This window comes from Pseudomonas sp. XS1P51 (genome assembly GCF_054897845.1).
The window spans coordinates 4129854-4153968 of record NZ_CM142707.1 but is presented as its reverse complement, the minus strand read 5'-3'; the positions used below and the strand labels follow the sequence as shown (position 1 = coordinate 4153968).

The window sequence follows — 24115 nt, the reverse complement described above, 5'->3', positions numbered from 1 at the left end:
CAATCGCGCTGATTTTTCCTACGGTAATCCCATGACTTTCGCCACCCTTGGCCTGATCGAACCCTTGCTGCGCTCTCTTGAGACGCTCGGCTACCAGACCCCGACGCCGGTTCAGGCGCAAGCCATTCCGGCGGTGCTGGCCGGTCGCGACCTGATGGCTGCCGCCCAGACCGGCACCGGCAAGACCGCCGGTTTCGCGCTGCCGCTGCTGCAATTGCTGGCCATGGAAGGGCCGAAAGTCACCGCCAACTCGGTGCGCGCATTGATCCTGGTGCCGACTCGCGAACTGGCTGAACAGGTTCACGAAGCCGTGCGTCAGTACGCCGAGAACCTGCCGTTGAGCACGTATGCGGTGTACGGCGGCGTCAGCATCAACCCGCAAATGATGAAGCTGCGCAAAGGCGTCGACCTGTTGGTGGCGACCCCTGGCCGCTTGCTTGATCTGTTCCGCCAGAACGCCCTCAAGTTCAACCAGTTGCAAACCCTGGTGCTGGACGAAGCGGATCGTATGCTCGACCTGGGCTTTTCCGAGGAGCTGGGGAACATTTACAAGGCCCTGCCGAAGAAACGTCAGACGCTGTTGTTCTCCGCGACCTTTTCCGATGCGATTCGCCTGTTGGCCGGGCAAATGCTCAACGACCCGCTGAGCATTGAAGTCAGCCCGCGCAACGTCGCCGCCAACACCGTCAAGCAATGGGTGGTGACGGTGGACAAGAAGCGCAAGCCGGAGCTGTTCATCCACTTGCTGCGCAAGGGTAAGTGGAAGCAAGTGCTGGTGTTCGCCAAGACCCGCAACGGCGTGGACGCGCTGGTGGAAAAACTCCAGGGCCTGGGCATCAACGCCGATGGCATCCACGGCGACAAGCCGCAGGCGACCCGTCAGCGTGCGCTCGATCGTTTCAAACTCAGTGAAGTGCAGATCCTTGTGGCCACCGACGTCGCGGCCCGTGGTCTGGACATTGAAGATCTACCGTTGGTGGTCAATTTCGACTTGCCGATCGTGGCTGAGGACTACATCCACCGGATCGGTCGTACTGGTCGTGCGGGTGCAACCGGGCAGGCTATTTCGCTGGTGTGCGCCGATGAAGTGAATTTGCTGTCGGCGATCGAGACGTTGACCCGTCAGACGTTGCCGCGTCAGATGGAACATGACTTTGAGCCTGAGCACCGGGTGCCGGATACGGATGCCAGCGGTCAGGTAGTCAAGAAGCCGAAAAAACCGAAGAAGCCCAAGACCTCCAGTGGCGGTAAACGCAATCTGGGCAAATGGGTCGAGAGTGGCGATGCTTCGGCGCCGGAACCTTCGATCAAGCCTGTGCGAAAAGTGCCGGTGTTTAACACTGGGCCGCGTAAGCGTAAGCCTTGATTACCCGCGGCGTCTGTTAGGCCGCCATCGCGAGCAGGCTCGCTCCCACACTGGATTTTCTGTGAACACATCATTTGTGCACACCTGAGATCAAATGTGGGAGCGGGCCTGCTCGCGATGGGCGCGACTCATTGTTCAATTCTTACTCAGCAACCACTCCACCATCCCCAACCCCGCCGCTCGCCCACTGGCGAAACACGCGGTCAGCAGATAGCCGCCCGTCGGCGCTTCCCAATCCAGCATTTCCCCCGCGCAAAACACGCCAGGCAGTTGCTTGAGCATCAAACGTTCATCCATGGACTCGAACATCACGCCGCCAGCACTGCTGATCGCTTCGTCCAACGGGCGGGTTTTCACCAGCGTCAGTGGTAGTGCCTTGATCGCTTTGGCCAGCAGTGCCGGATCGGCGAAGCATTCAGCCGCTGTCAGCTCTCGCAGTAACGCCGCTTTAACACCATCAATGCCCAACTGACTGTGCAGGTGTTTGGCCATGGAGCGGGAACCGCGTGGTTTGCTCAGCGACGCCTGGACTTTATCCACAGGCTTGCCCGGCAACAGGTCGAGATGAATGGTCGCCGAGCCGTTCAGGTTGATGGCTTCGCGGATGGGGGCCGACAGGGCGTAGATCAAACTGCCTTCAATCCCGGTGGCCGTGATCACGCACTCCCCGAGCCGTGGCACGTCGTCATTGAGGCCGATGGCGATATTTTTCAGCGGCGCGCCTGCGAATTTGCTGACCATCAATTCGCTCCAGGCCTGCACCTCGAAACCGCAATTGCTCGGTTGCAGCGGCGCCAGTCCTACACCGCGTTGTTCCAGCGACAGCATCCAGGCGCCGTCCGAACCCAGGCGCGACCAACTGCCGCCACCGAGGGCCAGTAAGGTGGCATTGGGTTTAACCGTTTTTTCGCCCTCGGGGCTGTCGATGCGCAAACCATCGTTTTCATCCCAACCGAGCCAGCGATGGCGGGTGTGGATAACAACGCCAGCGTCTCGCAGACGTTTGAGCCAGGCGCGTAACAGGGGCGCGGCTTTCATGTCGGTAGGAAATACCCGGCCGGAGCTGCCGACAAAGGTTTCGATGCCCAGATCATGAATCCATTGGCACAGCGCATCGGCGCCAAAGGCACGCAGCAGCGGTGCAATCTGCGGGGCGCGTGCTGCATAGCGTGAGAGAAACGCCGGGTAGGCTTCGGAGTGGGTGATGTTCATGCCACCGACACCGGCCAGCAGGAATTTTCGTCCCACCGAAGGCATGCCGTCGTACAGCTCGACCTTGATCCCGGCCTGGCTCAACACTTCAGCCGCCATCAGGCCGGCGGGACCGCCGCCGATGATTGCGACGTGAGGGGGGAGGGCGGTGGTGGGCTGGGTCATGGCGTGCGCTGCGGTTTTGCGGAAGAGGGCGGGCATTCTATCAGCACGGATTCAGTGTGGGAGCGAGCCTGCTCGCGATAGCAGTCTGTCAGTCACATCACATGCTGGACGTGCCGTCGCTATCGCGAGCAGGCTCGCACATTTGATTCAGGGCGCGTTCAAACGTCTGGTTAAAAAATAACCACCGCTCTGTAGCCTATACGCTGTCAAGGCTGTAGGCCCTTTCACTCAGGTTATCCACAGGCGGTTCCACAGGCATTGTGGGTAAAGCATCCACAGCTCAATGACAGCCTGATGACTGCCATACCCGTTGGGCACTGTGGTGGAGAATCCCATGACGTCGGGCCAATGCCTTGCGGTCTTTGCTGTAGCCACCACCGATCACCCCGACCACCGGAATATCCCGGCCCAGGCAATGACGCATCACGCGTTCATCGCGAGCGGCAACGCCTTCGTCTGTCAGCTTCAGGTAACCGAGGGCGTCATCCTTATGCACATCGACGCCAGCGTCATACAGCACCAGATCAGGTTGATAGAGCGGCAGTAAATAGTTGAGCGCGTCGTCCACGACCTTCAGGTAATCGGCGTCGCCCATGCCCATCGGAAGGGGAATGTCCCAGTCACTTTCGGCTTTGCGTGCAGGAAAATTCTTTTCGCAATGAAGGGAAACGGTTATCGCCTCCGGCGTGTTGTGCAGGATGCGTGCAGTCCCGTCGCCCTGATGCACGTCGCAGTCGAAGATCAGCACCCGATTCACACGGCCACTTTCCAGCAGGAAATGGCTGATCACGGCCAGGTCATTGAAGATGCAGAACCCGGCCGGATGGTCGTAGTGCGCGTGATGAGTGCCGCCCGCCAGATGACAGGCCAATCCATGCTCCAGGGCCTGCTCTGCCGCCAGCAGCGAACCGCCGACCGCTCGCACCGTCCGCCGGGCCAAGGCTTCGCTCCACGGCAGGCCCAGGCGCCGCTGGTCCTCGCGGGACAACTCGCCGCCCATGTAGCGTTCGATATACGCAGGGTCATGAGCGAGGGCGAGAATCTCTGGCGGGCAGAGGTCCGGGCGCAGCAGGTCGGCGTCGCGGGTCAGGCCACTGTCCACGAGGTGATCGCGCAGCAGGCGAAACTTGTCCATGGGAAAGCGGTGATCCGCCGGGAACTCGGGACTGTAGTCTTCGTGATAAATCAGCGGTAGCGGCATTGTGAATTCATGTAGGAATGAGTGAAGGATCCTACCAGCGATGTAGACTTGCGGCATGGAAACGGAGGGGAACATGGAGCCGATACTGCAACTCGAGAGCGCGCGACTGCTGTTGCGGCAGTGGCGCGATGAGGATTTGCCGGAGTTTGCGGCGATGTGCGCCGATCCACAGGTGATGCGCTATTTTCCGGTGCCCTTGAGTCGACTGGAAAGTGCTTCGCTGATCGGACGGATTCGTGGCCATTTTGCCGAGCATGGCTTCGGGCTCTGGGCGCTGGAGCGCAAGGACACGGGGGCATTTATTGGTTTTACCGGGCTTGGGGTGGTCGGTTTCGACGCGCCTTTCACTCCGGCCACTGAGATCGGCTGGCGCCTGGCCCGTGAGCATTGGGGGCTGGGCTATGCCAGTGAAGCGGCGTGGACGGCTCTGCGTTGCGGCTTTGACCGGTTGTCGCTGAAAGAAGTCGTGTCCTTCACCACCGAAACCAACACGCCTTCGCAGAAAGTCATGCAGGCCATCGGCATGCACCATGATTCAGCCGATGATTTCGAACACCCGAAGCTCGCGGCCGATCATCCCCTGCGGCACCATGTTCTTTACCGCATCACCCGTGAACAATGGCTGCAAACCTTGCATGGATAACCTGGCACGGACGTTTACAATGGCCGCATGGGCCCCGGCCAGAAACTGAATCGACCGCCGCAGCCAAGACTGCGCGGCATTGCGTTGTGTGAGGAGAGTCTGAATGAGCCAAGTGTTGGATGATCTGGTCGACCTGCTGACCCTGGAACCGATCGAAGAAAACCTGTTCCGTGGCCGTAGCCAGGACCTGGGTTTTCGTCAGCTGTTCGGCGGTCAGGTGCTCGGCCAGTCCCTGTCGGCGGCCAGTCAGACCGTCGAAGAGACGCGCCATGTGCATTCGATGCACGGTTATTTCCTGCGTCCGGGCGATGCCGGGTTGCCAGTGGTTTATCAGGTTGATCGGGTTCGCGACGGCGGCAGTTTCAGTACGCGCCGGGTGACGGCGATCCAGAAGGGCAACCCGATTTTCACGTGCAGCGCGTCGTTCCAGTACGATGAAGAAGGCTTCCAGCACCAGACTGAAATGCCGACCGTGGTCGGCCCGGAGAACCTGCCGTCGGAGCTGGAGCTCACCCATCAGCGCGCCCACCTGATCCCCGAGCACATGCGTGAAAAACTGCTGTGCCCGAAACCGATCGAGTTCCGACCGGTCACCGAGAAAGATCCCTACAACCCGCAACCGTCCGATCCGATCAAGTACGTCTGGTTTCGTGCCGACGGTGCCTTGGCCGATTCCCCGGCATTGCATAAATACCTGCTGGCCTACGCCTCGGATTTTGGTCTGCTGACCACCTCGATGCAGCCCCATGGCAAATCGGTCTGGCAGAAAGACATGCAGGTCGCCAGCCTCGATCACGCACTGTGGTTCCATGCCGATCTGCGCGCCGATGACTGGTTGCTCTACGCAATGGACAGTCCGTGGGCCGGCAACTCCCGGGGCTTCTCCCGCGGCAGCGTGTTCAATCGCGCCGGGCAACTGGTGGCTTCGGTCACTCAGGAAGGCCTGATTCGTCATCGCAAGGATTGGGCATGAGTCTGGCCGAGGTGCGGCACTGGGTGTTCGACATGGACGGCACCCTGACGGTGGCCGTGCATGACTTCGCGGCGATCCGCGTGGCATTGGCGATTCCTGCCGACGACGACATCCTGACCCACCTCGCTGCGCTGCCGGCCGATGAAGCCGCGGCCAAACATGCGTGGCTACTTGAGCACGAACGAGACCTGGCGTTGGGTTCGAAAGCAGCGCCGGGCGCGGTGGAGCTGGTGCGTGAGTTGGCCGGGCGCGGTTATCGCCTGGGCATTCTCACGCGCAATGCTCGCGAGCTGGCGCATGTGACGCTGGAGGCGATTGGCCTGGCCGACTGCTTCGCGGTGGAGGATGTGCTGGGTCGTGATGAAGCACCGCCCAAGCCGCATCCGGGTGGTCTGCTGAAACTGGCACAGGCCTGGAAGGTGCCGGCGAGCGAGATGGTAATGGTCGGTGATTACCGCTTTGATCTGGATTGCGGTCGGGCTGCGGGGGCGCGGACAGTGTTGGTTAATCTGCCGGATAATCCCTGGCCGGAGTTGACTGACTGGCATGCTGCCGATTGCGTGATGTTGCGGCAGATGCTGTCAGCTTGAGATCAAGATCAAAAGATCGCAGCCTTCGGCAGCTCCTACAGGTGTACACGATTCCACCGTAGGAGCTGCCGAAGGCTGCGATCTTTTGGCGATTATTGAAACAACGCTTTCTGCCCCTCAGGCGAGTTAAACATCCCGTCCCCATCATGCCCAACCCCGGGCACTTCGATCAGTTGCTGCTTCAATCCTTGAGGATGAAGCCGCTTCAGATATTCAAAATAATTGCGCCCGCGGATCAACCGATTGGCGCCCTGGGCTTTCGCCTCACAACGTTTATCCAGCGCCGGATGATTCGGGTCGATGTCCTGCTGGCCGAGCAGATAAACGATGTCGCGCTTGGCGTAATTCTCCTCCAGCTGCTCGGGCGTTCGTCCCTCGGCATAGGCGGGTAAATCCGCCAGTCCATACTTCCAGCGATTGAAGTCCGGACAACCGGCATGGCTGAACGCCACTGGCCGTCGTTCATCGAAGTACGCATAAGAAGACGGGTTGGCGATCACGTAGCGTACCTGCACGTCGGCGTCCCTGAGGGCGGGCTGATCGTGACCCAGCAACGCATACCGCTGAACCACCTGAGCACCGCCGGAGTGACCGGCGATGACGATTTGCTTCACGTCCGGAAACTGTCGGCGATCGCCGATTCGGGCGATGATTTCGTCGAGCGCCGCGTAGGAACTCAGAGAAAACGGAGCGGTGGATAAGCCGCCGGCCATCCACTCATTGCCCTGCCAGCGCAAGACGCTGTCAGCCACGGGATGGAGCGCGATGTCGGTTTCATTGAGAAACTGCGGGGCGATCACCAACGTAGTCGCACTTTGCCCGGCCTGTTCGGCCGCGTGCTCGGCGGTCTGGCGGTAGGTCTCTGCATTGCGCAGCCGACCGTGGAGGATGATCAGCACGCGTTCGATTTTCGTCGGCGCCGGGCCGATACCCACCGCAATTTCGCCGGCGCTCAATAGCAGGCGCCCGGGGCTGATCTCCTTGACCCCATGCTCCGCAGCCCGAGTGCTTGCGCAGGTGATCAGGAGAACCAGCAGCCACTTATTCATTTATAGGTTTTTCGCAGCAAAGGTATCGCACTGGCCGACCTGGCCTTGCGCAAATCCGGTTTTGAACCAGCGCACCCTTTGCGCCGACGTACCATGTGTAAACGAGTCCGGCACCACGCGACCCTGACCTTGCTGTTGCAAGCGGTCGTCGCCGATGGCGTTGGCGGCGTTCAAGGCTTCTTCGATGTCCCCCGGTTCCAGCCAGTTCAGGCGCTGCTGCGCATTGTTGGCCCAGACCCCGGCCAGGCAATCGGCCTGTAGTTCCTGGCGCACCAGCAAACCACCGTCACCTTCCATTTGCCGGCCCTGTTGGCGCGCGGCCTGAATTTTCGCCGAAACGCCGAGTAGGGTCTGAACATGGTGTCCGACTTCGTGAGCGATAACGTAGGCCTGCGCGAAGTCACCCGCGGCGGAAAAGCGTTGCGACATTTCCTGGAAGAAACTCATGTCCAGGTAGACCTTCTGGTCCGCCGGGCAATAGAACGGACCGGTCGCCGAAGTCGCCAGGCCGCAGGCCGAGTTGACGCGGTTGCTGAACAGCACCAGGGTCGGGTTTTTATACTGCCGACCTGCCTGCTGGAAAATCTGGCCCCAGGTGTCTTCGGTATCGCCGAGGATAGAACGCACGAATTCGGCGCCTTCATCATTGGCCGGCGGTGCCTTGCGGCTTTGGGTCGTGGCCGGTGCCGATTGCTCGCTCATCTGCCCGGTCAGTTGTCCGAGGATCTGCAAGGGGTCCTGGCCAGTGATCCAGCCGATCCCGACGATGAGAATGATCGCCGTCAGGCTCAGGCCCTTGCCACCACCGAAGCGCATCCCGCCGCCACCACCAACATCATCATCACCACGGGCATCGACCACGTTGTCGCTGCGTCGGCCTTTTTTCCATAACATGTGGGAATCCTCTGTTTGTCCGTGGGGATGAGTGTTGCTGGTGAGTGAGAGCGGCGCCAGTCCGGTCGTCCATCTTTTGTGGCGCACAGGAGCGTTCCCGGCAACCTTGGGTGGGCTGCAGGGAATGTTGCAGACTCGTATTGAACACGGACTACCCATCTAATTCCTTCAGGCGACGGGTTTTTATCGAGCAGGCGACCACCTGCATCGAGGATTAATGGTTTTGCGCAGACGCTTCAGTAGCGTGCTTGTGCAAAGCAGCGGTTATTGGGCGGTGGGTTCCAGATTTCGCATTGAGTGGTTTGTCTTCTAGAATCGGACAAATTTTGCGTGGAACCCTCCCATGGCCGGCAGTCAGATCGAACGTGTTTTCAGCGTGCTGGAAAGTCTCACCAGTGACCCTCGTGGCCTGCCGATGCAGACGTTGGCGGAGCAACTCGATATCCCTAAAAGCGCAACCCACCGTCTGCTTGCCGAGCTGATTCGTCTAGGCTACGTACGGCAGAATCCGGAGAACCTGCGCTATCACCTGTCGACCAAACTGGTGGCAATGGGGTTTCGTTATCTGTCGAGCAGCGGCGCCGATATCGTGCAGCCGGTGCTCGATCGACTGGCTCAGGAAACCGGCGAGCTGGTGCGTCTTGGCGTGATCGAAGGCGCGCGACAAACCTGGATCGCCAAATCCCAGGGTGCCCGTTCCGGTCTGCGTTACGACCCGGACATGGGCCGCGATGCACCGTTGTTTTACACCGCGTCCGGGCATGCGTGGCTGGCCTGCATGAGCGATGCAGAAGCCTTGTCGCTGGTGGAGCTCCAGGGTGGCGAGCGGCCGAAGGACCTAGGGCCGAATGCACCGCGTTCCAACATTGAATTGCTGGAGCGCCTGCGTCTGGCGCGGGAGCAGGGCTATGCCTGGGTGGAGGAGAGCTCGGCAGTCGGCACCTCGGCGATTGCGGCGGTGGTGCGGCATTCGAGTGATGGCCGGGTGATCGGGGTGCTGAGCATTGCCGGGCCCAGCGCGCGGATGCCGGGGGCACGGTTGCATGAGTTGGCGCCACTGTTGTTGACGTTTACCGAGGAGTTGTCGGCGGCGAGTCTGGCGTCGGAGTTGTTCAATTGATTCGACCAACACAGGTTTATTGTGAGCGCGCACAAGCTCGCTCTCACATTTGGCGACGAGTCTGTGCGTTGTTCGAACACTATTCCTTGTCGCTTGTGTAAGATTCTGGAACTAGGTTCTAAATTGTTGAGATTCACACAAGGGATACCTAATGACCGTCAGCACTCCGCTTTCCGGCGTCAACCAACCCCTCAAGGGGATTCTGCTGATCGTTGTCGCGACCTTTCTGTTTTCCAGCCATGACGCGTTGTCGAAATTTCTCTCAGGGTTCTATCCGGTCATCATGGTGGTCTGGGCGCGTTATCTGGTGCACACCTTGCTCATGGCCGGGATTTTTCTGCCGCAGTCCGGGCTGAGTGTCCTGCGTACCAAACGGCCGTTACTGCAATTGGTGCGGGCGTTATGCCTGCTGGGCACCAGCCTTTTCTTTACCACCGGTTTGCAGTACATCCCGTTGGCTGAAGCCACCGCCGTCAACTTCCTTGCGCCGGTATTGGTGACCGCGCTGTCGGTGCCGCTGCTACGCGAGCACGTCACTCGTGGCCAATGGTTCGCGGTGATTTGCGGGTTCATCGGTGTGTTGATCATCGTCCATCCCGGCGGTGATCTGTTCACCCCAGCGGTGCTGTTGCCATTCTGTTCGGCGCTGTTTTTCTGCTTCTATCAGCTGCTCACCCGCAAGCTCGCCGAAATCGACAGCCCGACCACCAGCAACTTCTTCGCCGGGTTGTGCAACACCCTGGTGATGAGCGCGCTGGTGCCGTTCTTCTGGCAACTGCCGAGCCTGGGCCATGGTTTGATGATGCTGGCGCTGGGGGCCTGCGGGATGACGGCTCACCTGTTTTTGACGCAGGCCTTCCGGCTCGCCGCGCCCGCCTTGTTGGCGCCGTTCGGTTATTGCCAGATTGTATTTGCCGGTCTGCTGGGCTGGTTGCTGTTTTCCCACACGCCGACCCTGACCACGGTGGTCGGGATCGCGGTGATTTGCTGCAGCGGACTGGCGGCAGCGTGGCAACAGCGGCGTCGCTAGAAGGTCAACGATGAAAGACTGTGGGAGCGAGCCTGCTCGCGAAAGCGGGCTGTCATTCAACATTGATGTCGGCCGATACATCGCATTCGCGAGCAGGCTCGCTCCCACCGGGGAGATTGCGTCGAACTTTTAATCGGTAACAATCGGAATCTTGCGCGGTGCCATGAAGTACATCCAGATCAGCGCGATGAAGTACATCGCCGGAATCATGGTGAACAGCACGGTGTAGTTGTTGTTGGTGACCGTCAGAATATGGCCGACCAACTGAGTCATGAACATCCCGCCGATGGCGGCGCACATGCCGCCGAAACCGAATACCGTACTCATCATGTGCTTGGGCGTGTAGTCCATTACCAGGCTCCAGATGTTCGCCGTCCAGGCCTGGTGTGCACCGATGGCCAGGGAGATGGCGGCCACTGCAACCCACAGATTGCTCGAACCCGCCGCCATGACCACGCCGATGATGCAGCAGGCGAACAGGAACATGGACATCAGTCGGGCCTTGATCGGGTTGATCCCGCGGCCGATCAGGAACGAAGACAGGATCCCGCCGCCGACGCTGCCGAAGTCGGCGGTCAGGTAGATGATGATCAGCGGGATACCCATCTGGGTCACGTTGATCCCCAGGTTGTATTGCTGATTCAAAAACGGCGGCAGCCAATAGAGGTAGAACCAGAACACCGGTGCGGTCATCGAGTAAGCCAGGGCGAAGGCCCAGGTGCCACGCATGCGCAGGATTCTCGAGAACGGCACGCGGGATTGTTCCGGCTCGACTTCCTTCTGGATGTAGTCCAGTTCCGATTGTTTAACGTTCGGATGATCTTCCGGGTTGAAGTACTTCAAGCCCCAGAACAGCAACCAGATCCCGCCCAGTGACGCCATGCACAGGAACGCAGTCTGCCAGCCCCACACGTGCAGGATCAGTGGCAGCAGCATCGGCGTGAACATCGCACCGACGTTGGTGCCGGCGTTGAAGATACCGGTGGCCACGGCGCGTTCGCCGGCCGGGAACCACAAGCGCGTGGTTTTCACGCAGGCCGGGTAGTTGGCCGCTTCGGTCAGGCCGAGGATGAATCGGCAGACCATGAAGCCGACGGCCGACGTCGCCAGGCCATGGGCGCCGGTGGCCAGGCTCCAGAGCAGCACGGCGCAGAAGAACACGCGCTTCACGCCGACCCGGTCGATCAGCCGGCCTTGCAGCACGAAACCGATGGCGTAGCCGACCTGGAACCAGAAGTTGATATTGGCGTAGTCCATCGCCGTCCAGCTCATTTCCTTGGCCAGGATCGGCTGCATCACGCCCAGTGCGGCGCGGTCGATGTAGTTCAGGGTGGTGGCGAAAAACACCAGCGCCAGCATGCCCCAGCGGGTTTTGCCGACGGCCATGGCGCCGCGGATCTTGTCACCGATGCCGCCGACGGCAGGAGTCATGGAGGAATGCTCCATGGGAGAGCTTCGAGAAGGAGTCATGTAGGCCACCGATTATTTTTATGTGGTGTTCTGGATCTTGGGTCACCGAGACCGATGTTTGTGACCGGGCTCAATGTGGAGTCGATGGTGGGCAGTGGACGAAAAATCGTCAATTCGCCAAGGACCATTGTGTTCGATAATCGCACGTAAAACTAACTGGGTAGTACACTTTAAATTGCTGTGTGAGAGTGGCAAGCCAATAATTCCCCCAAGATAAACGCGCTCCCCGTAGGCGCTGCCGAAGGCTGCGATCTTTTGATCTTGGTCCGGACCATTGCTGAAGATCAAAAGATCGCAGCCTGCGGCAGCTCCTACATAAAAGCGAAAGCGTGCGATGTCGATAACAAGATTGTCCCCCCCACCGGGAGTCGAACTATGCAGCGTTCCATTGCCACCGTTTCCTTGAGCGGTACCCTGCCGGAAAAACTCGAAGCCATCGCCGCCGCCGGTTTTGACGGGGTAGAAATCTTCGAGAACGATCTTCTCTACTACGACGGCAGTCCCCGGGAAATTAAGCAGGTGTGCGCCGATCTCGGAATTGCCATCACGCTGTTTCAACCCTTTCGGGATTTCGAGGGTTGCCGCCGCGACCGGCTGCCGCGCAACCTGGAGCGCGCCGAGCGCAAGTTCGATCTGATGCAGGAGCTGGGCACCGACCTGGTGCTGGTCTGCAGCAATGCCTCGGTCGACTCCATCGGCGATGAACAGATCCTCGTCGACGACTTGCACCTGCTGGCCGAACACGCCGGGGCTCGCGGCTTGCGGATTGGCTACGAAGCGCTGGCCTGGGGGCGGCATGTGAACACTTGGCAACAGGTGTGGAACATCGTCCGTCAGGCGGATCACCCAAGTCTCGGCGTTTTGCTGGACAGCTTTCACACGCTGTCGCTCAAGGGTGATCCGAGCGCCATTGCCGACATTCCCGGCGACAAAATTTTCTTTGTGCAAATGGCTGACGCGCCGATCCTGGCGATGGACGTGTTGGAGTGGAGCCGGCATTTCCGTTGCTTCCCGGGTCAGGGCGAGTTCGACTTGCCGGGTTTCCTCGCACCGATCATCAAGAGTGGCTACACCGGGCCGCTGTCGCTGGAGATCTTCAACGACGGCTTCCGCGCCGCGCCGCCTCGGGCCAACGCCGCCGACGGCTTGCGCTCGCTGCTGTACCTGGAAGAGAAAACCCGCGAGCGGCTGGCGCAGGAATCCATGCCAACGGCCAAACCTGACATTCTGTTCGAGACGCCCAAGGCCAGCGAATACAACGGCATCGAGTTTCTCGAGTTTGCCGTGGACGAAAGCCTTGGCGCCAAGCTGTCCCATTGGCTGGAGCGGCTGGGTTTCGTCAAGGCAGGGCAACATCGCTCCAAGAGCGTCAGCCTGTTGCGTCAGGGCGATATCAACCTGATCCTGAACTCCGAGCCATACTCGTTCGCCCACAGTTTTTTCGAAGCTCACGGCCCATCGCTGTGCGCCACCGCCGTGCGAGTCAAGGACAGCGCCAGCGCGCTGGCCCGCGCCGTGGCTTATAAAGGCCAGCCGTATCGCGGGCTGGTCGGCCCCAACGAACTGGAGCTTGCCGCCGTGCGTGCGCCGGATGGCAGCCTGATTTACCTGGTGGACCAGGACGCGGACGTCTATGGCACCGACTTCAATCTGCAACCGGCCGCCGTGGCCAGCGGCGGCCTCAAGCGTATCGACCACATGGCCATGGCGTTGCCGGCCGACAGCCTCGACAGTTGGGTGCTGTTCTATAAGAGCCTGCTGGATTTCGAAGCCGACGATGAAGTGGTGCTGCCCGATCCCTACGGTCTGGTGAAGAGTCGGGCGCTGCGCAGTCGCTGCAGTTCGATCCGCTTGCCGCTGAACATTTCCGAGAACCGCAACACCGCGATCTCACACGCGCTGTCGAGTTATCGCGGCTCCGGGGTGCATCACATTGCGTTCGATTGTGACGACATCTTTGCCGAAGTCAGTCGGGCAAAAGAGGCGGGCGTTCCGCTGTTGGATATCCCGCTCAATTATTACGATGACCTCGCCGCACGCTTCGATTTCGACGACGAATTCCTCAGCGAACTGGCGTATTTCAATGTGCTTTACGATCGCGATGCCCAGGGCGGCGAGCTGTTCCATGTGTACACCGAGCCGTTTGAAGGGCGGTTCTTCTTTGAAATCATTCAGCGCAAGAACGGCTACGCCGGTTACGGTGCGGCTAACGTGGCGGTGCGACTGGCGGCCATGGCCAAATCGCGAAGCGGTGCGATCCGTCAGGCCAAGTTGTAGGAATTTCGTAAACACGGGGTTAAACCGCTGCCGCGCGACTTCCTTCACTGTGCGGCGCGGCCCATAATCGCCAGCCTGTGCAGTGATGGCCGTGAGCCCGCAATGACAATAACTTCAGAACTCTCTGTTACCTCCGATGAGCCAATCGTCGAGCCGCGCAAGAGTCGCAAGAACAATCCGGAAAAGACCCGCGAGAACATTCTTCAAGAAGCCATTGTAGAGTTCGTCCAGCAGGGGCTATCCGGCGCTCGCGTCGATGCAATCGCCGAGCGCATCCACACCTCCAAACGCATGATCTATTACTACTTTGGCAGCAAGGAGCAGCTCTACGTCGAGGTGCTGGAGAAGCTCTACGGGGACATCCGCTGCACCGAAAACCGTCTGCACCTGGCCGAACTGGCACCGGTGGAGGCGATTCGGCGGCTGGTGGAGTTCACCTTCGATCACCATGATCGCAACGTCGATTTCGTGCGTATCGTCTGCATCGAGAATATTCACAACGCCGAGTACGTGAAGCGCTCCGATGCGATCAAGGCGATGAACAACACCATCCTTGATTCACTGGGCGAGATTTTGCGTCGCGGTGCTGAAGCAGGCGTGTTCCGCGCAGGGCTCGACCCGCTGGATGTGCATCTGCTGATCAGTTCGTTCTGCTTCTATCGCGTGTCGAACCGCCATACGTTTGGTGAGATCTTTCAGATTGACCTGCCGGATGAAAACATCAAGCAGCGTCATCGGGAGATGATTTGCGAATCGGTTTTGCGCTACTTGCAGACCTGATTCATTTTAAAAGACCGCAGCCTGCGCCGACTTGTGTAGGCGCTGCCGCAGGCTGCGATCTTTTGATCTTCAACCATTCATGCTCTGAAAATGCGCCAGCATTCGCTGCGCATCCGGCACCACGCCACTGAACAATTCAAACGCCTTCACCGCCTGAAACACCGCCATGGTGCCGCCATCCAGCGTCCGGCAGCCCAAGGCGCGGGCGTTGCGCAGCAGTTCGGTTTCCAGTGGGAAGTAAACGATCTCCGCCACCCACAACTCACCCCGAAGCAACTCCGCTGGCACCGGCATGCCCGGGAGTTTTTTCATGCCCATGGGCGTGGTGTTCACCAAGCCGTCAGCCTGGGCCAGTGTGCTCGGCAAGTCATGACCGGCCACCGCGCGGCCAGCGCCGAAATGTTGATTGAGGTTGTTCGCCAGGCTCTGGGCGCGGCTGATCTCCACATCGAAAATGCTCAGTAGCTGTACGCCTTCGCTCAATAACGCGTGGGCCACCGCCGCACCAGCACCACCGGCGCCCATTTGCACGACGCGCTCAAGGGCAACGTCCTGCAAGCCACGACGAAAACCCTCGGCAAAACCCAGGCAATCGGTGTTGTGGCCGATGCGTTTGCCGTCCTTCAGCACCACCGTGTTTACCGCGCCGATGCCGCGGGCCTCGGGCGACAATTCGTCGAGCAAGGGGATGATTGTCTGCTTGCACGGAAAGGTGATGTTCAGACCGGTGAAGTTCATGCGCTCGGCCGCCATCAACAGGTCGGGCAAGGCGCCGCAGTCGAGTTTCAACTGATCCAGGTCGATCAAGCGGTAGAGGTAACGCAGACCCTGAGCATCACCTTCGTGCTCGTGTAGTGCCGGGGTGCGGGAAGCCTGGATGCCGGCGCCGATCAGCCCGGCCAGTATCGCGTTCTGCTGAGTCACGGCATTCACCCCTTCAAACGCAGGCTGAAATGCTCCAGCGCCAGGCGATAGCCGTGGCTGCCGAAGCCGGCCATCACCGCAGTGGCGATGGCCGAGACGAAAGAGTGGTGCCGGAATGGCTCACGGGCGTGGACGTTGGACAGGTGGACTTCGATGACCGGCAGTTCGCTGGCGACCAAGGCATCGCGGATCGCCACCGAGGTGTGTGTCCAGGCGGCCGGGTTGATCACGATCCCGGCACAGCGGCCGCGGGCGTTATGAATCCAGTCGAGCAATTCGCCTTCATGATTGGTCTGGCAAAACTCCACTGCCAGGCCGAACTCTTCGGCGGCGCGGCCGCATAACGCGGAGATATCCGCCAGGGTTTCGTGACCGTAAGTTGCCGGTTCGCGGGTGCCAAGCAGGTTCAGGTTCGGGCCGTTGAGTACCAGAACGATAGGGGGCATCGGGATCTCTCCACTTCTTATTGTTGGCGTTGGCCAAGGGTTTCAGCCTGTGGAGATAAATTGTACTAGATGGTTAATTTGGTCAATTGAAGAGAGGCCGTCTCCGGTTTTTATGTGCGGTGATCGGATGGTTACGACTTCTCAGTGCGCAGGTGTTCCACCAGAAAATCGATAAACGCCCTCAACCGAAGCGGCACATGGCGACTTTGCGGGTAGAGCAGGGTGAATGGGCGTGAGCGTCCGCCATAAGGCTTGAGTACTTCCACCAGTGAGCCATCGGCCAGTTCGTTTTCGACGATGAAACGATAGGTCTGAAACAAACCCGCGCCGTGTTTGGCCAGGGTCACACCCCCCAGCACATCGTCGGAACAACTGAGGTTGCCCTCGGCCAGGATCTCCCGCTGCTCGCCCTCGTCGTTGAACAGCCAGGCAATCCGCCGACCGCTGCTGGGCAGTTCGTACTGAATGCACTCGTGCTGTTTGAGATCGTCCAGGGTTTGTGGAACACCTGCATGCTTCAGGTAATCGGGACTGGCAATCATCACCAGCGCGGCATCTTCGAGCTGTCGGGCGATCAGGCCGGAGTCCGGAATCGCTCGCACGCGGATGGCCATGTCATAGCCTTCGCCCACGAAATCGATGTTGCGATTGCTGATGTGCGACTCGACCCTCACTGCCGGAAAGCGTGCCCGAAACGCCGGTAGCAGCGGCAGGATCCGGTGATGGGCGTAGGTGGTGGGAATACTGATGCGCAAGGTGCCGGAAGGCTCCTGCTGCTGGCCCATGACCTCGCGCTGGGCCTCGACCAGTTGCGCCAGCGCCTGGCGACATTCCTCGTAATACCGGCGCCCACTGTCGGTCAGTTTGACGCTGCGGGTGGTGCGCGCGAACAGCCGCACAGCCAGGCGTTCTTCCATGCGTGACACCGATCGGCTCACGGCTGCCGGCGTCACGCCAGCCACCAGTGCGGCGGCGGTAAAGCTGCCGGCCTCGGCGGCCAGGCAAAACAGCTCGATGCTGCCCAGCTGAAGATCGTCGAATTGTCGCTGCATGATTGATTACACCGCGGATCAAATGAAAGGCCTGACGCAGTGTTTATCAAATTGCTGAAAGGATTGCTTACCATTTTTGCCCCTGATCGCCGCGCCCAGAGCGACTTGGAACGCTAGCCTCAAGTTCGGGTGACTGAACGCAGGTCAGCACCAGTTATCGGATTGTTCAAGGAATGACGAGTCATGTGGCTCATTAACCTAACGGATGGGTTAGTATGAAATTGTTCAGCTACAAAGGGTTTTTAATGGTGATCCTGTTGCGCGATGAGCACTGCCCACCGCACGCACATGTGGACGCCGGAAGCTGGAGTGCACGCTTCAAGTTCAGCTTTTGGCACAACAGTGTCGAACTGTGGGATGTGGTTCCCCATTCAAGCCGGCCACCTGCGGCCGTGCTGGAAGGATTGCGTCACGCGCTCAGACAACCTGCCCACTTGCGGCGCGCCCGGGGAATCTGGTGGGACAAATTGCAGACGGTCTGTCTCGATCATCAGATATGGGACTGGCAGACCAACGAAGTCGTGGTGATGAAAAGGGTTGCGAGTACGACCTGGATGATTGGTTCGGCTTGCTATGAACCCGAGACGAACAAGACCCTGCTGGCGCTGATCGGCGTTCCGGAGGGCGTGGAGATCCAACTATGAAAACGATACAGGCAGGAATGCTGGCCGATCGACCCGTGACCGATACGGTGCTGGATGAAGCCATTCAGCGTGGGCAAGTGCGCCACAAAAGCGGTTTGCAGGCGACTTCAGTGACTTTTGTGGAGCCGTGTCTGGCGGTCAGTTTCATTGATGGCAGTGGCGTGCTGCTGCCCGTGCAGCACTATCCGGAATTCGATGACTTCGAGGTCGAGGATTATGCAGAGCTGAAAGTGGGCTTTTCCGGAACCGCCCTATGCCATGAGGGCAAGGATCTGCACGTGTCCATCGCCGGGATGATTTCGGCGAGCAAGCCGCTGATGGACATGGCTGCCTCGGTCGTCGCCTCGCGTAATGGTCGCCAAAGCAGCGCCGCCAAAGCCGAGGCGGCGCGGGCGAATGGTCGTAAGGGCGGGCGCCCGCGCAAGGAAGATGTCACCGTTTGAGCAGCCACAAAAAAGCCGTCGTGATGACGGCTGATTTGTACGGCACGGCTGCAATCAACGCCGGGTCAGCAACACCCCGGATTCCATGTGATGGGTCCACGGGAACTGGTCGAACATCGCGCACCGGGTGATGCGGTGCGTGTCGTGCAGTTGGGTGATGTTGGCGGCCAGGGTTTGCGGGTTGCAGGAGATGTACAGGATATTGTCGAAGCGCCGGGTCAGCTCGCAGGTGTCCGGGTCCATGCCCGCACGAGGCGGGTCGACGAAGACGCTACCGAACTCGTAGCTCTTGAGATCGATGCCGTGCAGGCGACGGAACGGGCGCACCTCGTTCAGGGCTTCGGTCAGCTCTTCGGCGGACAAACGCACCAGTGTGACGTTATTCACCGCGTTTTCGCTGAGGTTGCTCAGCGCCGCGTTAACCGACGACTTGCTGATTTCGGTGGCCAGCACTTTGCGCACGCGGGTCGCGAGCGGCAGGGTGAAGTTGCCGTTGCCGCAATACAGCTCCAGCAAATCGTCAGAGCGATCGCCCAGAGCGTCGTAAGCCCAGTTCAGCATCTTCTGGTTCACGGTGCCGTTGGGCTGGGTGAATGCGCCTTCCGGTTGACGGTAGCTGAAGGTGCGACCGCCGACTTCCATCTGCTCGACCACGTAATCGTGGCCAATGACTTCGCGTTTACCCTTGGAGCGGCCGATGATGCTGACGTTCAGGTCGGCGGCCAGTTTCGACGCCGCCGTGTGCCAGTGCTCGTCCAGCGGGCGGTGGTAGCACAGCGTAATCATTGCATCGCCGGCCAGGGTGGTCAGGAACTCCACCTGAAACAGCTTGTGGCTCAGGGGTGCACTGGCTTGCCACGCCGCCTTGAGCTGCGGCATCAACTGATTGATGCGCAGACTGGCGATCGGGAATTCTTCGATCAGGATCGGCGTGCGTTTGTCTTCCTGGGAAAACATCGCGTAGTGACGCTCGCCGGCCTCACGCCACAGGCGAAATTCTGCGCGCAGACGGAAGTTTTTCAACGGCGAGTCGAACACGGCCGGCTCAGGTGCATCGAACGGGGCCAGCAGGTCACGCAGGCGTGTGACCTTTTCTTCGAGCTGAACGGCGTAAGCCTGGGTATCAAAAGTCATGCGTTGAACCAACCCAACTTGATCACGAACAGAATCGACAGGATCACCAGTGCCGAATTCAGTTCACGGCCGCGACCGGATAACAACTTGATCGCGGTCCAGGAGATGAAACCGAAGGCGATGCCATTGGCGATGGAATAAGTGAACGGCATGGCCAGGGCGGTGACCACGACCGGTGCGGCAACGGTGATGTCGTCCCAGTCTATTTCGGCCAGGCCGGAAGTCATCAGTACTGCGACGAACAGCAGTGCAGGGGCCGTGGCGAACGCCGGAACGCTGGCGGCCAGCGGCGAGAAGAACAGCGCCAGCAGGAACAGAATCGCGACCACTACAGCGGTGAGGCCGGTGCGGCCACCGGCACTCACGCCGGCTGCGGATTCGATGTAGCTGGTGGTGGTCGAGGTGCCCAGCAGCGAACCGGCCATGGCCGCGGTACTGTCGGCGATCAGGGCACGACCCATTTTCGGCATGTGACCGTCCTTGCCCATCAGGCCGGCGCGCTTGGCCACGCCGATCAGGGTGCCGGAGTTGTCGAACAGGTCGACGAACAGGAAGGCAAAAATCACGCTGACCAGACCGATGTCCAGTGCACCTTTGATGTCCAGTTGCAGGAAGGTCGGCGCCAGGGAGGGAGGCATCGACATCACGCCGCCGAACGGGGTGAAGCCCATCACGATCGAGACAATGGTCACCGCCAGAATGCCGATCAGTACTGCACCGCGAATCTTCAGCGCTTCGAGCGCCACGATCAGGGCAAAGCCCAGGGTCGCGAGGATCGGCGCCGGTTGTTTCAAGTCACCGAGGCCGACCATGGTCGCCGGGTTGCTGACCACGATACCTGCGTTATGCAGGGCGATCAGCGCCAGGAACAGGCCGATACCCGCGGCAATCGCCGAGCGTAGCGGCAACGGAATGCTGTTGATGATCCATTCACGGATGCGGAAGATCGACAGCAGGAAGAACAGCACCGCCGAGATGAACACTGCACCCAGCGCCACTTGCCAGGTGTGGCCCATGTGCAAGACGACGGTATAAGTGAAGAAGGCGTTCAAGCCCATGCCCGGTGCGAGGGCGATCGGGTAGTTGGCGATCAGGCCCATCACCGTCGAGCCGATGGCGGCGGCCAGACAGGTCGCGACGAACACCGCCCCCTTGTCCATGCCGGTTTCGCCGAGGATGCTCGGGTTGACGAACAGAATGTAGGCCATGGCCAGGAAGGTCGTGACGCCCGCAAGAATCTCGGTTCGCACGTTGGTGTTGTGTGCCTTGAGTTGAAACAGCCTTTCCAGCATGTCTGCTCCCCGTGGCGCGCCCGGCGCCGTGAATGTATCGACCTCAACAGCAAAGCACAGACCGCTGCAGGCGCCTGGTAATTTTCTGTGGGTCGGAAAAAGCCGCGCATCATACCAGCAGCGTGGGGTTGTGGCTGCTTATGGCTGCGATCGTCGTCGATGTTTTGCCGTCAAGCCAAGTGAGCCATACTGCGCGCTGGTTTCGGGGAACATGGGTATTGCATGAAAAAGCGTCTGGTTAACGTATCTGGAATATTGATGGCCTTGTTGCTGGGGGGCCAAACTGCTTCGGCGGCATCGGCGCCACCGTTGAGCGAGGTGAAGGTGCTCAAGGTCGAGTCAGCGGTCTGTGGTTTTGAGGACATTGCGCCGGGGCAAGCGCAGACACGCTGCAATCACGGTGGCCCGAGTATCAAGGTCTACGTGCTGGAAGTCGGTTACGGCCGCCAACCTCATGTCGCGCTGGACGGTTTCGAAGTGGACGGCACCCGGGCCAAGGTGTGTGCTTTCAATAACGGCAATCTGACCGACTGCAGTGAAAGGACGAAAATGGTGGGCTATCTGTACATCTTCGATCTGGCAGGCAAGCAGGAAGGTACGTTCACCTTCAGCAACACCTCCATCAACGCCCCCGGCAACACGATGTCGACGCAGCTTTACATCAAGTAACCGCTGCGCTCGAACAAGGGGCAGGAAAGCTGACTACGCTTTAAAGATCATCCTGTGGACTGCGCCCATGACCTTTAGAGCCCTGATTACCCTCGCCGAGGGCATCGATGACTTGCAATCCGTGACGCTGATCGACGTGCTGCGTCGCGCCAAGGTTGAAGTGGTGGTGGCCAGCATCGAGGGGCGACGCATGCTCACCTGCGCTCGCGGCACCCGACTGACGTCCGATGCGATGCTGGTGGATTTGCTGGCCCAGCCGTTCGACCTGATCGTCCTCCCCGGCGGTGCCGTCGGGGCACAACACCTGGCGGCGCATCAACCCTTGCAGCAATTGATCAAGGATCAGGCCGCGGCCGGGCGCCTGTTCGCGGGCATCGCCGAGGCCCCAGCTGTGGCGCTGCAAGCCTTTGGCGTCCTGCGTCAGCGGCGCATGACGTGCCTGCCCTCGGCCAGCCATCAACTGTCGGGCTGCAACTTCGTCGATCAGCCGGTGGTGGTCGATGGCAATTGTGTCACCGCTCAGGGTTCAGGCGCTGCGTTGGAGTTTGCCCTGACGCTGGTGGAACAGCTTGGCGGTAAAGCCACGCGAGCGACGGTGGCGGGGGAGTTGGTGGTTTAGAGCCTGTCAGGCGTGGACGGCAATGGGCTTGATGGCCGGTTGCTCACGCTGCTCCGCTTGCCAGAGGTCGTAGTCGGTCTGAACGCCCAGCCACATTCGGGCTTTACCAATTCCAGCCCGCTCCAGACGTACCGCCAGGTCCGGACTGATCGGCGCGTGGCCATGCAGCACGCGCGAAAGATGCGGGCGCGCAAACCCCAGATGCCGGGCCAGTTCCGTGACGCTGATGCCCAGCTCGGGCAGCACATCCATCAATAGTGTTTCGCCAGGGTGTGGCGGGTTGTGCATGGGCATGTCCTGCCTCCTGTCAGTGGTAGTCCAGATAGTCGACCAGTTCGATATCCGAGCCGATAAAACGAAAAATAACCCGCCAGTTCCCCGAAACACTCAGTGACCAATACTCGGTCATCTCTCCTCTGAGTGGGTGTAATCGCCATCCCGGAAGGTCGAGGTCGCCAGGCACCACTGCGCGATCCATGAATTGCAGCATGCGAGCCGGGCGCTTCGCATGATCTGCTCGAATCCCACGAGTCGAACCTGTTTCATAGAAGCCACGAAGGCCTTTGTGCTGAAAGGATTTGATCATGGGAAAAGTGTAAGGCGATACATTACACTTTGTGCACTATCTATGTATTGCACCTGGTCGGCAAAACTGTGATCGGCGACTTCTTCAGGCCTTCACCTCTTCCACCGGCACATGCATGCGGTCGCGGTTGGCTAACGTCGGGAACAACTTGATCCACACACCCGTCACCACCAGCGTGCCGATACCGCCCATGACCACCGCCGGCACGGTGCCAAACCAATGGGCGGTCAGGCCGGATTCGAACTCGCCCAACTGGTTCGAAGCGCCGATGAACAGCCCGTTCACGGCACTGACCCGGCCGCGCATTTCGTCCGGGGTTTCCAGTTGAACGAAGGAGGCGCGGATCACCATGCTGATCATGTCCGCCGCGCCCAACACCACCAGTACCGCGAGGGAAAACCAGAACGAGGTCGACAGGCCGAAAGCGATGGTCGCGACGCCGAACACACCGACGGCGGTGAACATGACTCGCCCGACCTTGCGATCCACGGAAAACCGTGCCAGCCATAGCGACATCAGTAACGCACCGACCGCCGGAGCCGAACGCAGCAGGCCCAGCCCCCAGGGGCCGGTGAGCAGAATGTCCTTGGCGAACACTGGTAGCAGCGCCGTTGCGCCGCCCAGCAGGACGGCAAACAGATCCAGGGAAATCGCCCCGAGAATATCCGGCCGGCTGCGAATGAAGCGGATGCCCGCCAGCAGCGAGTCGAGTGTCGCCTTGCCCTTGTTCAACGGGGTCTGCCGGGCAGGCAGGTTGAGCATCAACAAGCAGGCGATGATGTAGAGGATCACCGTCGGGCCATAGACCCAGACACTGCCGAAGGCGTAGAGCAAACCACCCAGGGCCGGAGCGACAATGGTTGCCGATTGTTGCGCCGACTGTGCGGCGGCGACGGCGCGGGGGAATAGCGTGTTGGGCACGATGCTCGGCAGCAAGGCCTGGGTGGTCGGCATCTCGAAGGAGCGCGCGGCACCGAGCAGGAAGGCGAGGATGAAGATCATCTCCCGGGTGACATGGTCGGTCGCGCTGCCGATGGCCAGCGACAGGGCGATCAATGCCTGCACCGACTGACAGATGGCCGCGACCTTGCGCCGGTCATAGCGGTCGGCGACATGCCCGGTGTGCAACATGAACAGCACTCGCGGGGCAAATTCCACCAGACCCACCAGACCCAGGTCCAGCACGTTGCCGGTCAGTTGGTACAGGTTCCAGCCGATGGCCACGGTGAGCATCTGAAAGCCGCTGGCGGTAAATACCCGAGCCAGCCAGAACGCAATGAAAGGGCGGTGATGACGTAACAGCAAGGGCGCTTGGCTGGGCATCTGAAGGCAAATCTGGGCGAAGGGAAGGGCGAGATTATCACCAACCTGTAACTAGAAGTTGCAAGGCTTGGGATTTTAGTTAGCTAAACACCGAAACAGATTTTATCGCGGGTCCCTGTGGCGAGGGGGCTTGCCCCCGTTGGGCTGCGAAGCGGCCCCAACACTGCCGACCCGTTTCTGCCAGGCACACCGCAGTCACCGGATTGACGGCTG

At 60.1% G+C, this 24115-nt stretch carries 25 protein-coding genes; 12 read left to right on the top strand and 13 right to left on the bottom strand.

Annotated elements, in window-relative coordinates; genetic code table 11:
• Window positions 1–31: 31 nt before the first annotated feature.
• The gene (locus tag ACYZUD_RS19355; protein ID WP_462019719.1) at window positions 32–1366 is read left to right on the top strand and encodes a DEAD/DEAH box helicase; all 1335 of its coding nucleotides are present in this window, start codon (window positions 32–34) and stop codon (window positions 1364–1366) included.
• A 135-nt stretch (window positions 1367–1501) separates the two neighbouring features.
• On the opposite strand, the gene ACYZUD_RS19350 is transcribed toward ACYZUD_RS19355, so the two are convergent.
• Both ACYZUD_RS19350 and ACYZUD_RS19345 read right to left on the bottom strand, forming a co-directional pair.
• A complete protein-coding gene (locus ACYZUD_RS19350; protein WP_462019718.1) occupies window positions 1502–2743 on the bottom strand; it encodes a TIGR03862 family flavoprotein in 1242 nt (413 codons plus the stop codon).
• A 280-nt stretch (window positions 2744–3023) separates the two neighbouring features.
• Window positions 3024–3944 carry a histone deacetylase family protein gene (locus ACYZUD_RS19345; RefSeq protein ID WP_462019716.1) on the bottom strand — a complete coding sequence of 307 codons (921 nt, stop codon included), beginning with the start codon at window positions 3942–3944 and terminating at the stop codon, window positions 3024–3026.
• Between the two features lie 73 nt (window positions 3945–4017).
• Here ACYZUD_RS19345 and ACYZUD_RS19340 point away from each other — a divergent pair, with 73 nt between their 5' ends.
• The 3 genes from ACYZUD_RS19340 to ACYZUD_RS19330 all read left to right on the top strand — a co-directional run bounded on the left by ACYZUD_RS19340 (window position 4018) and on the right by ACYZUD_RS19330 (window position 6150).
• A complete protein-coding gene (locus tag ACYZUD_RS19340) occupies window positions 4018–4587 on the top strand; it encodes a GNAT family N-acetyltransferase (protein WP_462019715.1) in 570 nt (189 codons plus the stop codon).
• A gap of 103 nt (window positions 4588–4690) precedes the next feature.
• The gene (tesB, locus tag ACYZUD_RS19335; protein ID WP_462019714.1) at window positions 4691–5560 is read left to right on the top strand and encodes an acyl-CoA thioesterase II; all 870 of its coding nucleotides are present in this window, start codon (window positions 4691–4693) and stop codon (window positions 5558–5560) included.
• On the top strand, window positions 5557–6150 hold the full coding sequence (locus ACYZUD_RS19330) for an HAD family hydrolase (RefSeq protein ID WP_462019713.1): 594 nt from the start codon (window positions 5557–5559) through the stop codon (window positions 6148–6150). Before tesB ends, ACYZUD_RS19330 begins: the two co-directional genes overlap by 4 nt.
• 92 nt (window positions 6151–6242) lie before the next feature.
• Here the strand turns inward: ACYZUD_RS19330 and ACYZUD_RS19325 are convergent, their stop codons facing one another.
• Together ACYZUD_RS19325 and ypfJ are read right to left on the bottom strand one after the other, a co-directional pair.
• On the bottom strand, window positions 6243–7199 hold the full coding sequence (locus tag ACYZUD_RS19325; RefSeq protein WP_462019712.1) for an alpha/beta hydrolase: 957 nt from the start codon (window positions 7197–7199) through the stop codon (window positions 6243–6245).
• Window positions 7200–8093: a KPN_02809 family neutral zinc metallopeptidase gene (gene ypfJ / locus ACYZUD_RS19320; protein WP_462019711.1), complete on the bottom strand. Its 894-nt coding sequence runs from the start codon at window positions 8091–8093 to the stop codon at window positions 7200–7202.
• A 343-nt stretch (window positions 8094–8436) separates the two neighbouring features.
• Between ypfJ and ACYZUD_RS19315 the strand changes: the two genes are divergently transcribed.
• Together ACYZUD_RS19315 and ACYZUD_RS19310 are read left to right on the top strand one after the other, a co-directional pair.
• A complete protein-coding gene (locus ACYZUD_RS19315) occupies window positions 8437–9213 on the top strand; it encodes an IclR family transcriptional regulator (RefSeq protein WP_462019710.1) in 777 nt (258 codons plus the stop codon).
• 151 nt (window positions 9214–9364) lie between these two features.
• Window positions 9365–10243, top strand: a complete 879-nt coding sequence (locus ACYZUD_RS19310; RefSeq protein ID WP_462019709.1) for a DMT family transporter — start codon at window positions 9365–9367, stop codon at window positions 10241–10243.
• A 129-nt stretch (window positions 10244–10372) separates the two neighbouring features.
• Here ACYZUD_RS19310 and ACYZUD_RS19305 read toward each other — a convergent pair whose 3' ends face one another.
• Entirely contained in the window at window positions 10373–11689 is a 1317-nt protein-coding gene (locus ACYZUD_RS19305) for an MFS transporter (RefSeq protein ID WP_462019708.1), read from the bottom strand.
• A 399-nt stretch (window positions 11690–12088) separates the two neighbouring features.
• Here ACYZUD_RS19305 and quiC point away from each other — a divergent pair, with 399 nt between their 5' ends.
• Window positions 12089–13990: a 3-dehydroshikimate dehydratase QuiC gene (gene quiC, locus ACYZUD_RS19300; RefSeq protein WP_462019707.1), complete on the top strand. Its 1902-nt coding sequence runs from the start codon at window positions 12089–12091 to the stop codon at window positions 13988–13990.
• Between the two features lie 102 nt (window positions 13991–14092).
• Window positions 14093–14770: a TetR/AcrR family transcriptional regulator gene (locus ACYZUD_RS19295; RefSeq protein ID WP_462019706.1), complete on the top strand. Its 678-nt coding sequence runs from the start codon at window positions 14093–14095 to the stop codon at window positions 14768–14770.
• Between the two features lie 69 nt (window positions 14771–14839).
• Here the strand turns inward: ACYZUD_RS19295 and ACYZUD_RS19290 are convergent, their stop codons facing one another.
• The 3 genes from ACYZUD_RS19290 to ACYZUD_RS19280 all read right to left on the bottom strand — a co-directional run bounded on the left by ACYZUD_RS19290 (window position 14840) and on the right by ACYZUD_RS19280 (window position 17192).
• Complete coding sequence (locus ACYZUD_RS19290) at window positions 14840–15694, bottom strand: shikimate dehydrogenase (RefSeq protein ID WP_462019705.1); 855 nt, start codon at window positions 15692–15694, stop codon at window positions 14840–14842.
• A 5-nt stretch (window positions 15695–15699) separates the two neighbouring features.
• The gene (aroQ, locus tag ACYZUD_RS19285) at window positions 15700–16140 is read right to left on the bottom strand and encodes a type II 3-dehydroquinate dehydratase (protein WP_462019704.1); all 441 of its coding nucleotides are present in this window, start codon (window positions 16138–16140) and stop codon (window positions 15700–15702) included.
• Window positions 16141–16271: 131 nt separating this feature from the next.
• On the bottom strand, window positions 16272–17192 hold the full coding sequence (locus tag ACYZUD_RS19280) for a LysR family transcriptional regulator (protein ID WP_462019703.1): 921 nt from the start codon (window positions 17190–17192) through the stop codon (window positions 16272–16274).
• Between the two features lie 215 nt (window positions 17193–17407).
• On the opposite strand from ACYZUD_RS19280, the gene ACYZUD_RS19275 reads away from it, so the two are divergent.
• On the top strand, window positions 17408–17836 hold the full coding sequence (locus ACYZUD_RS19275; protein ID WP_462019702.1) for a DUF4160 domain-containing protein: 429 nt from the start codon (window positions 17408–17410) through the stop codon (window positions 17834–17836).
• Complete coding sequence (locus ACYZUD_RS19270; protein ID WP_462019701.1) at window positions 17833–18279, top strand: DUF2442 domain-containing protein; 447 nt, start codon at window positions 17833–17835, stop codon at window positions 18277–18279. The genes ACYZUD_RS19275 and ACYZUD_RS19270 overlap by 4 nt, the downstream gene beginning before the upstream one ends.
• Before the next feature lie 54 nt (window positions 18280–18333).
• Here the strand turns inward: ACYZUD_RS19270 and trmA are convergent, their stop codons facing one another.
• Both trmA and ACYZUD_RS19260 read right to left on the bottom strand, forming a co-directional pair.
• Window positions 18334–19413, bottom strand: a complete 1080-nt coding sequence (gene trmA / locus ACYZUD_RS19265) for a tRNA (uridine(54)-C5)-methyltransferase TrmA (RefSeq protein ID WP_462019700.1) — start codon at window positions 19411–19413, stop codon at window positions 18334–18336.
• A complete protein-coding gene (locus ACYZUD_RS19260; RefSeq protein WP_462019699.1) occupies window positions 19410–20705 on the bottom strand; it encodes an NCS2 family permease in 1296 nt (431 codons plus the stop codon). The genes trmA and ACYZUD_RS19260 overlap by 4 nt, the downstream gene beginning before the upstream one ends.
• Window positions 20706–20927: 222 nt before the next feature.
• Between ACYZUD_RS19260 and ACYZUD_RS19255 the strand changes: the two genes are divergently transcribed.
• Entirely contained in the window at window positions 20928–21374 is a 447-nt protein-coding gene (locus ACYZUD_RS19255) for a DUF4879 domain-containing protein (protein ID WP_462019698.1), read from the top strand.
• A gap of 67 nt (window positions 21375–21441) precedes the next feature.
• On the top strand, window positions 21442–21993 hold the full coding sequence (locus ACYZUD_RS19250; RefSeq protein ID WP_462019697.1) for a DJ-1 family glyoxalase III: 552 nt from the start codon (window positions 21442–21444) through the stop codon (window positions 21991–21993).
• A gap of 6 nt (window positions 21994–21999) precedes the next feature.
• Here the strand turns inward: ACYZUD_RS19250 and ACYZUD_RS19245 are convergent, their stop codons facing one another.
• The 3 genes from ACYZUD_RS19245 to ACYZUD_RS19235 form a co-directional block, all read right to left on the bottom strand.
• On the bottom strand, window positions 22000–22287 hold the full coding sequence (locus ACYZUD_RS19245; protein ID WP_462019696.1) for a HigA family addiction module antitoxin: 288 nt from the start codon (window positions 22285–22287) through the stop codon (window positions 22000–22002).
• Between the two features lie 13 nt (window positions 22288–22300).
• Complete coding sequence (locus ACYZUD_RS19240) at window positions 22301–22579, bottom strand: type II toxin-antitoxin system RelE/ParE family toxin (RefSeq protein WP_462019695.1); 279 nt, start codon at window positions 22577–22579, stop codon at window positions 22301–22303.
• A gap of 84 nt (window positions 22580–22663) precedes the next feature.
• The gene (locus tag ACYZUD_RS19235; protein ID WP_462019694.1) at window positions 22664–23902 is read right to left on the bottom strand and encodes an MFS transporter; all 1239 of its coding nucleotides are present in this window, start codon (window positions 23900–23902) and stop codon (window positions 22664–22666) included.
• Window positions 23903–24115 lie beyond the last annotated feature (213 nt).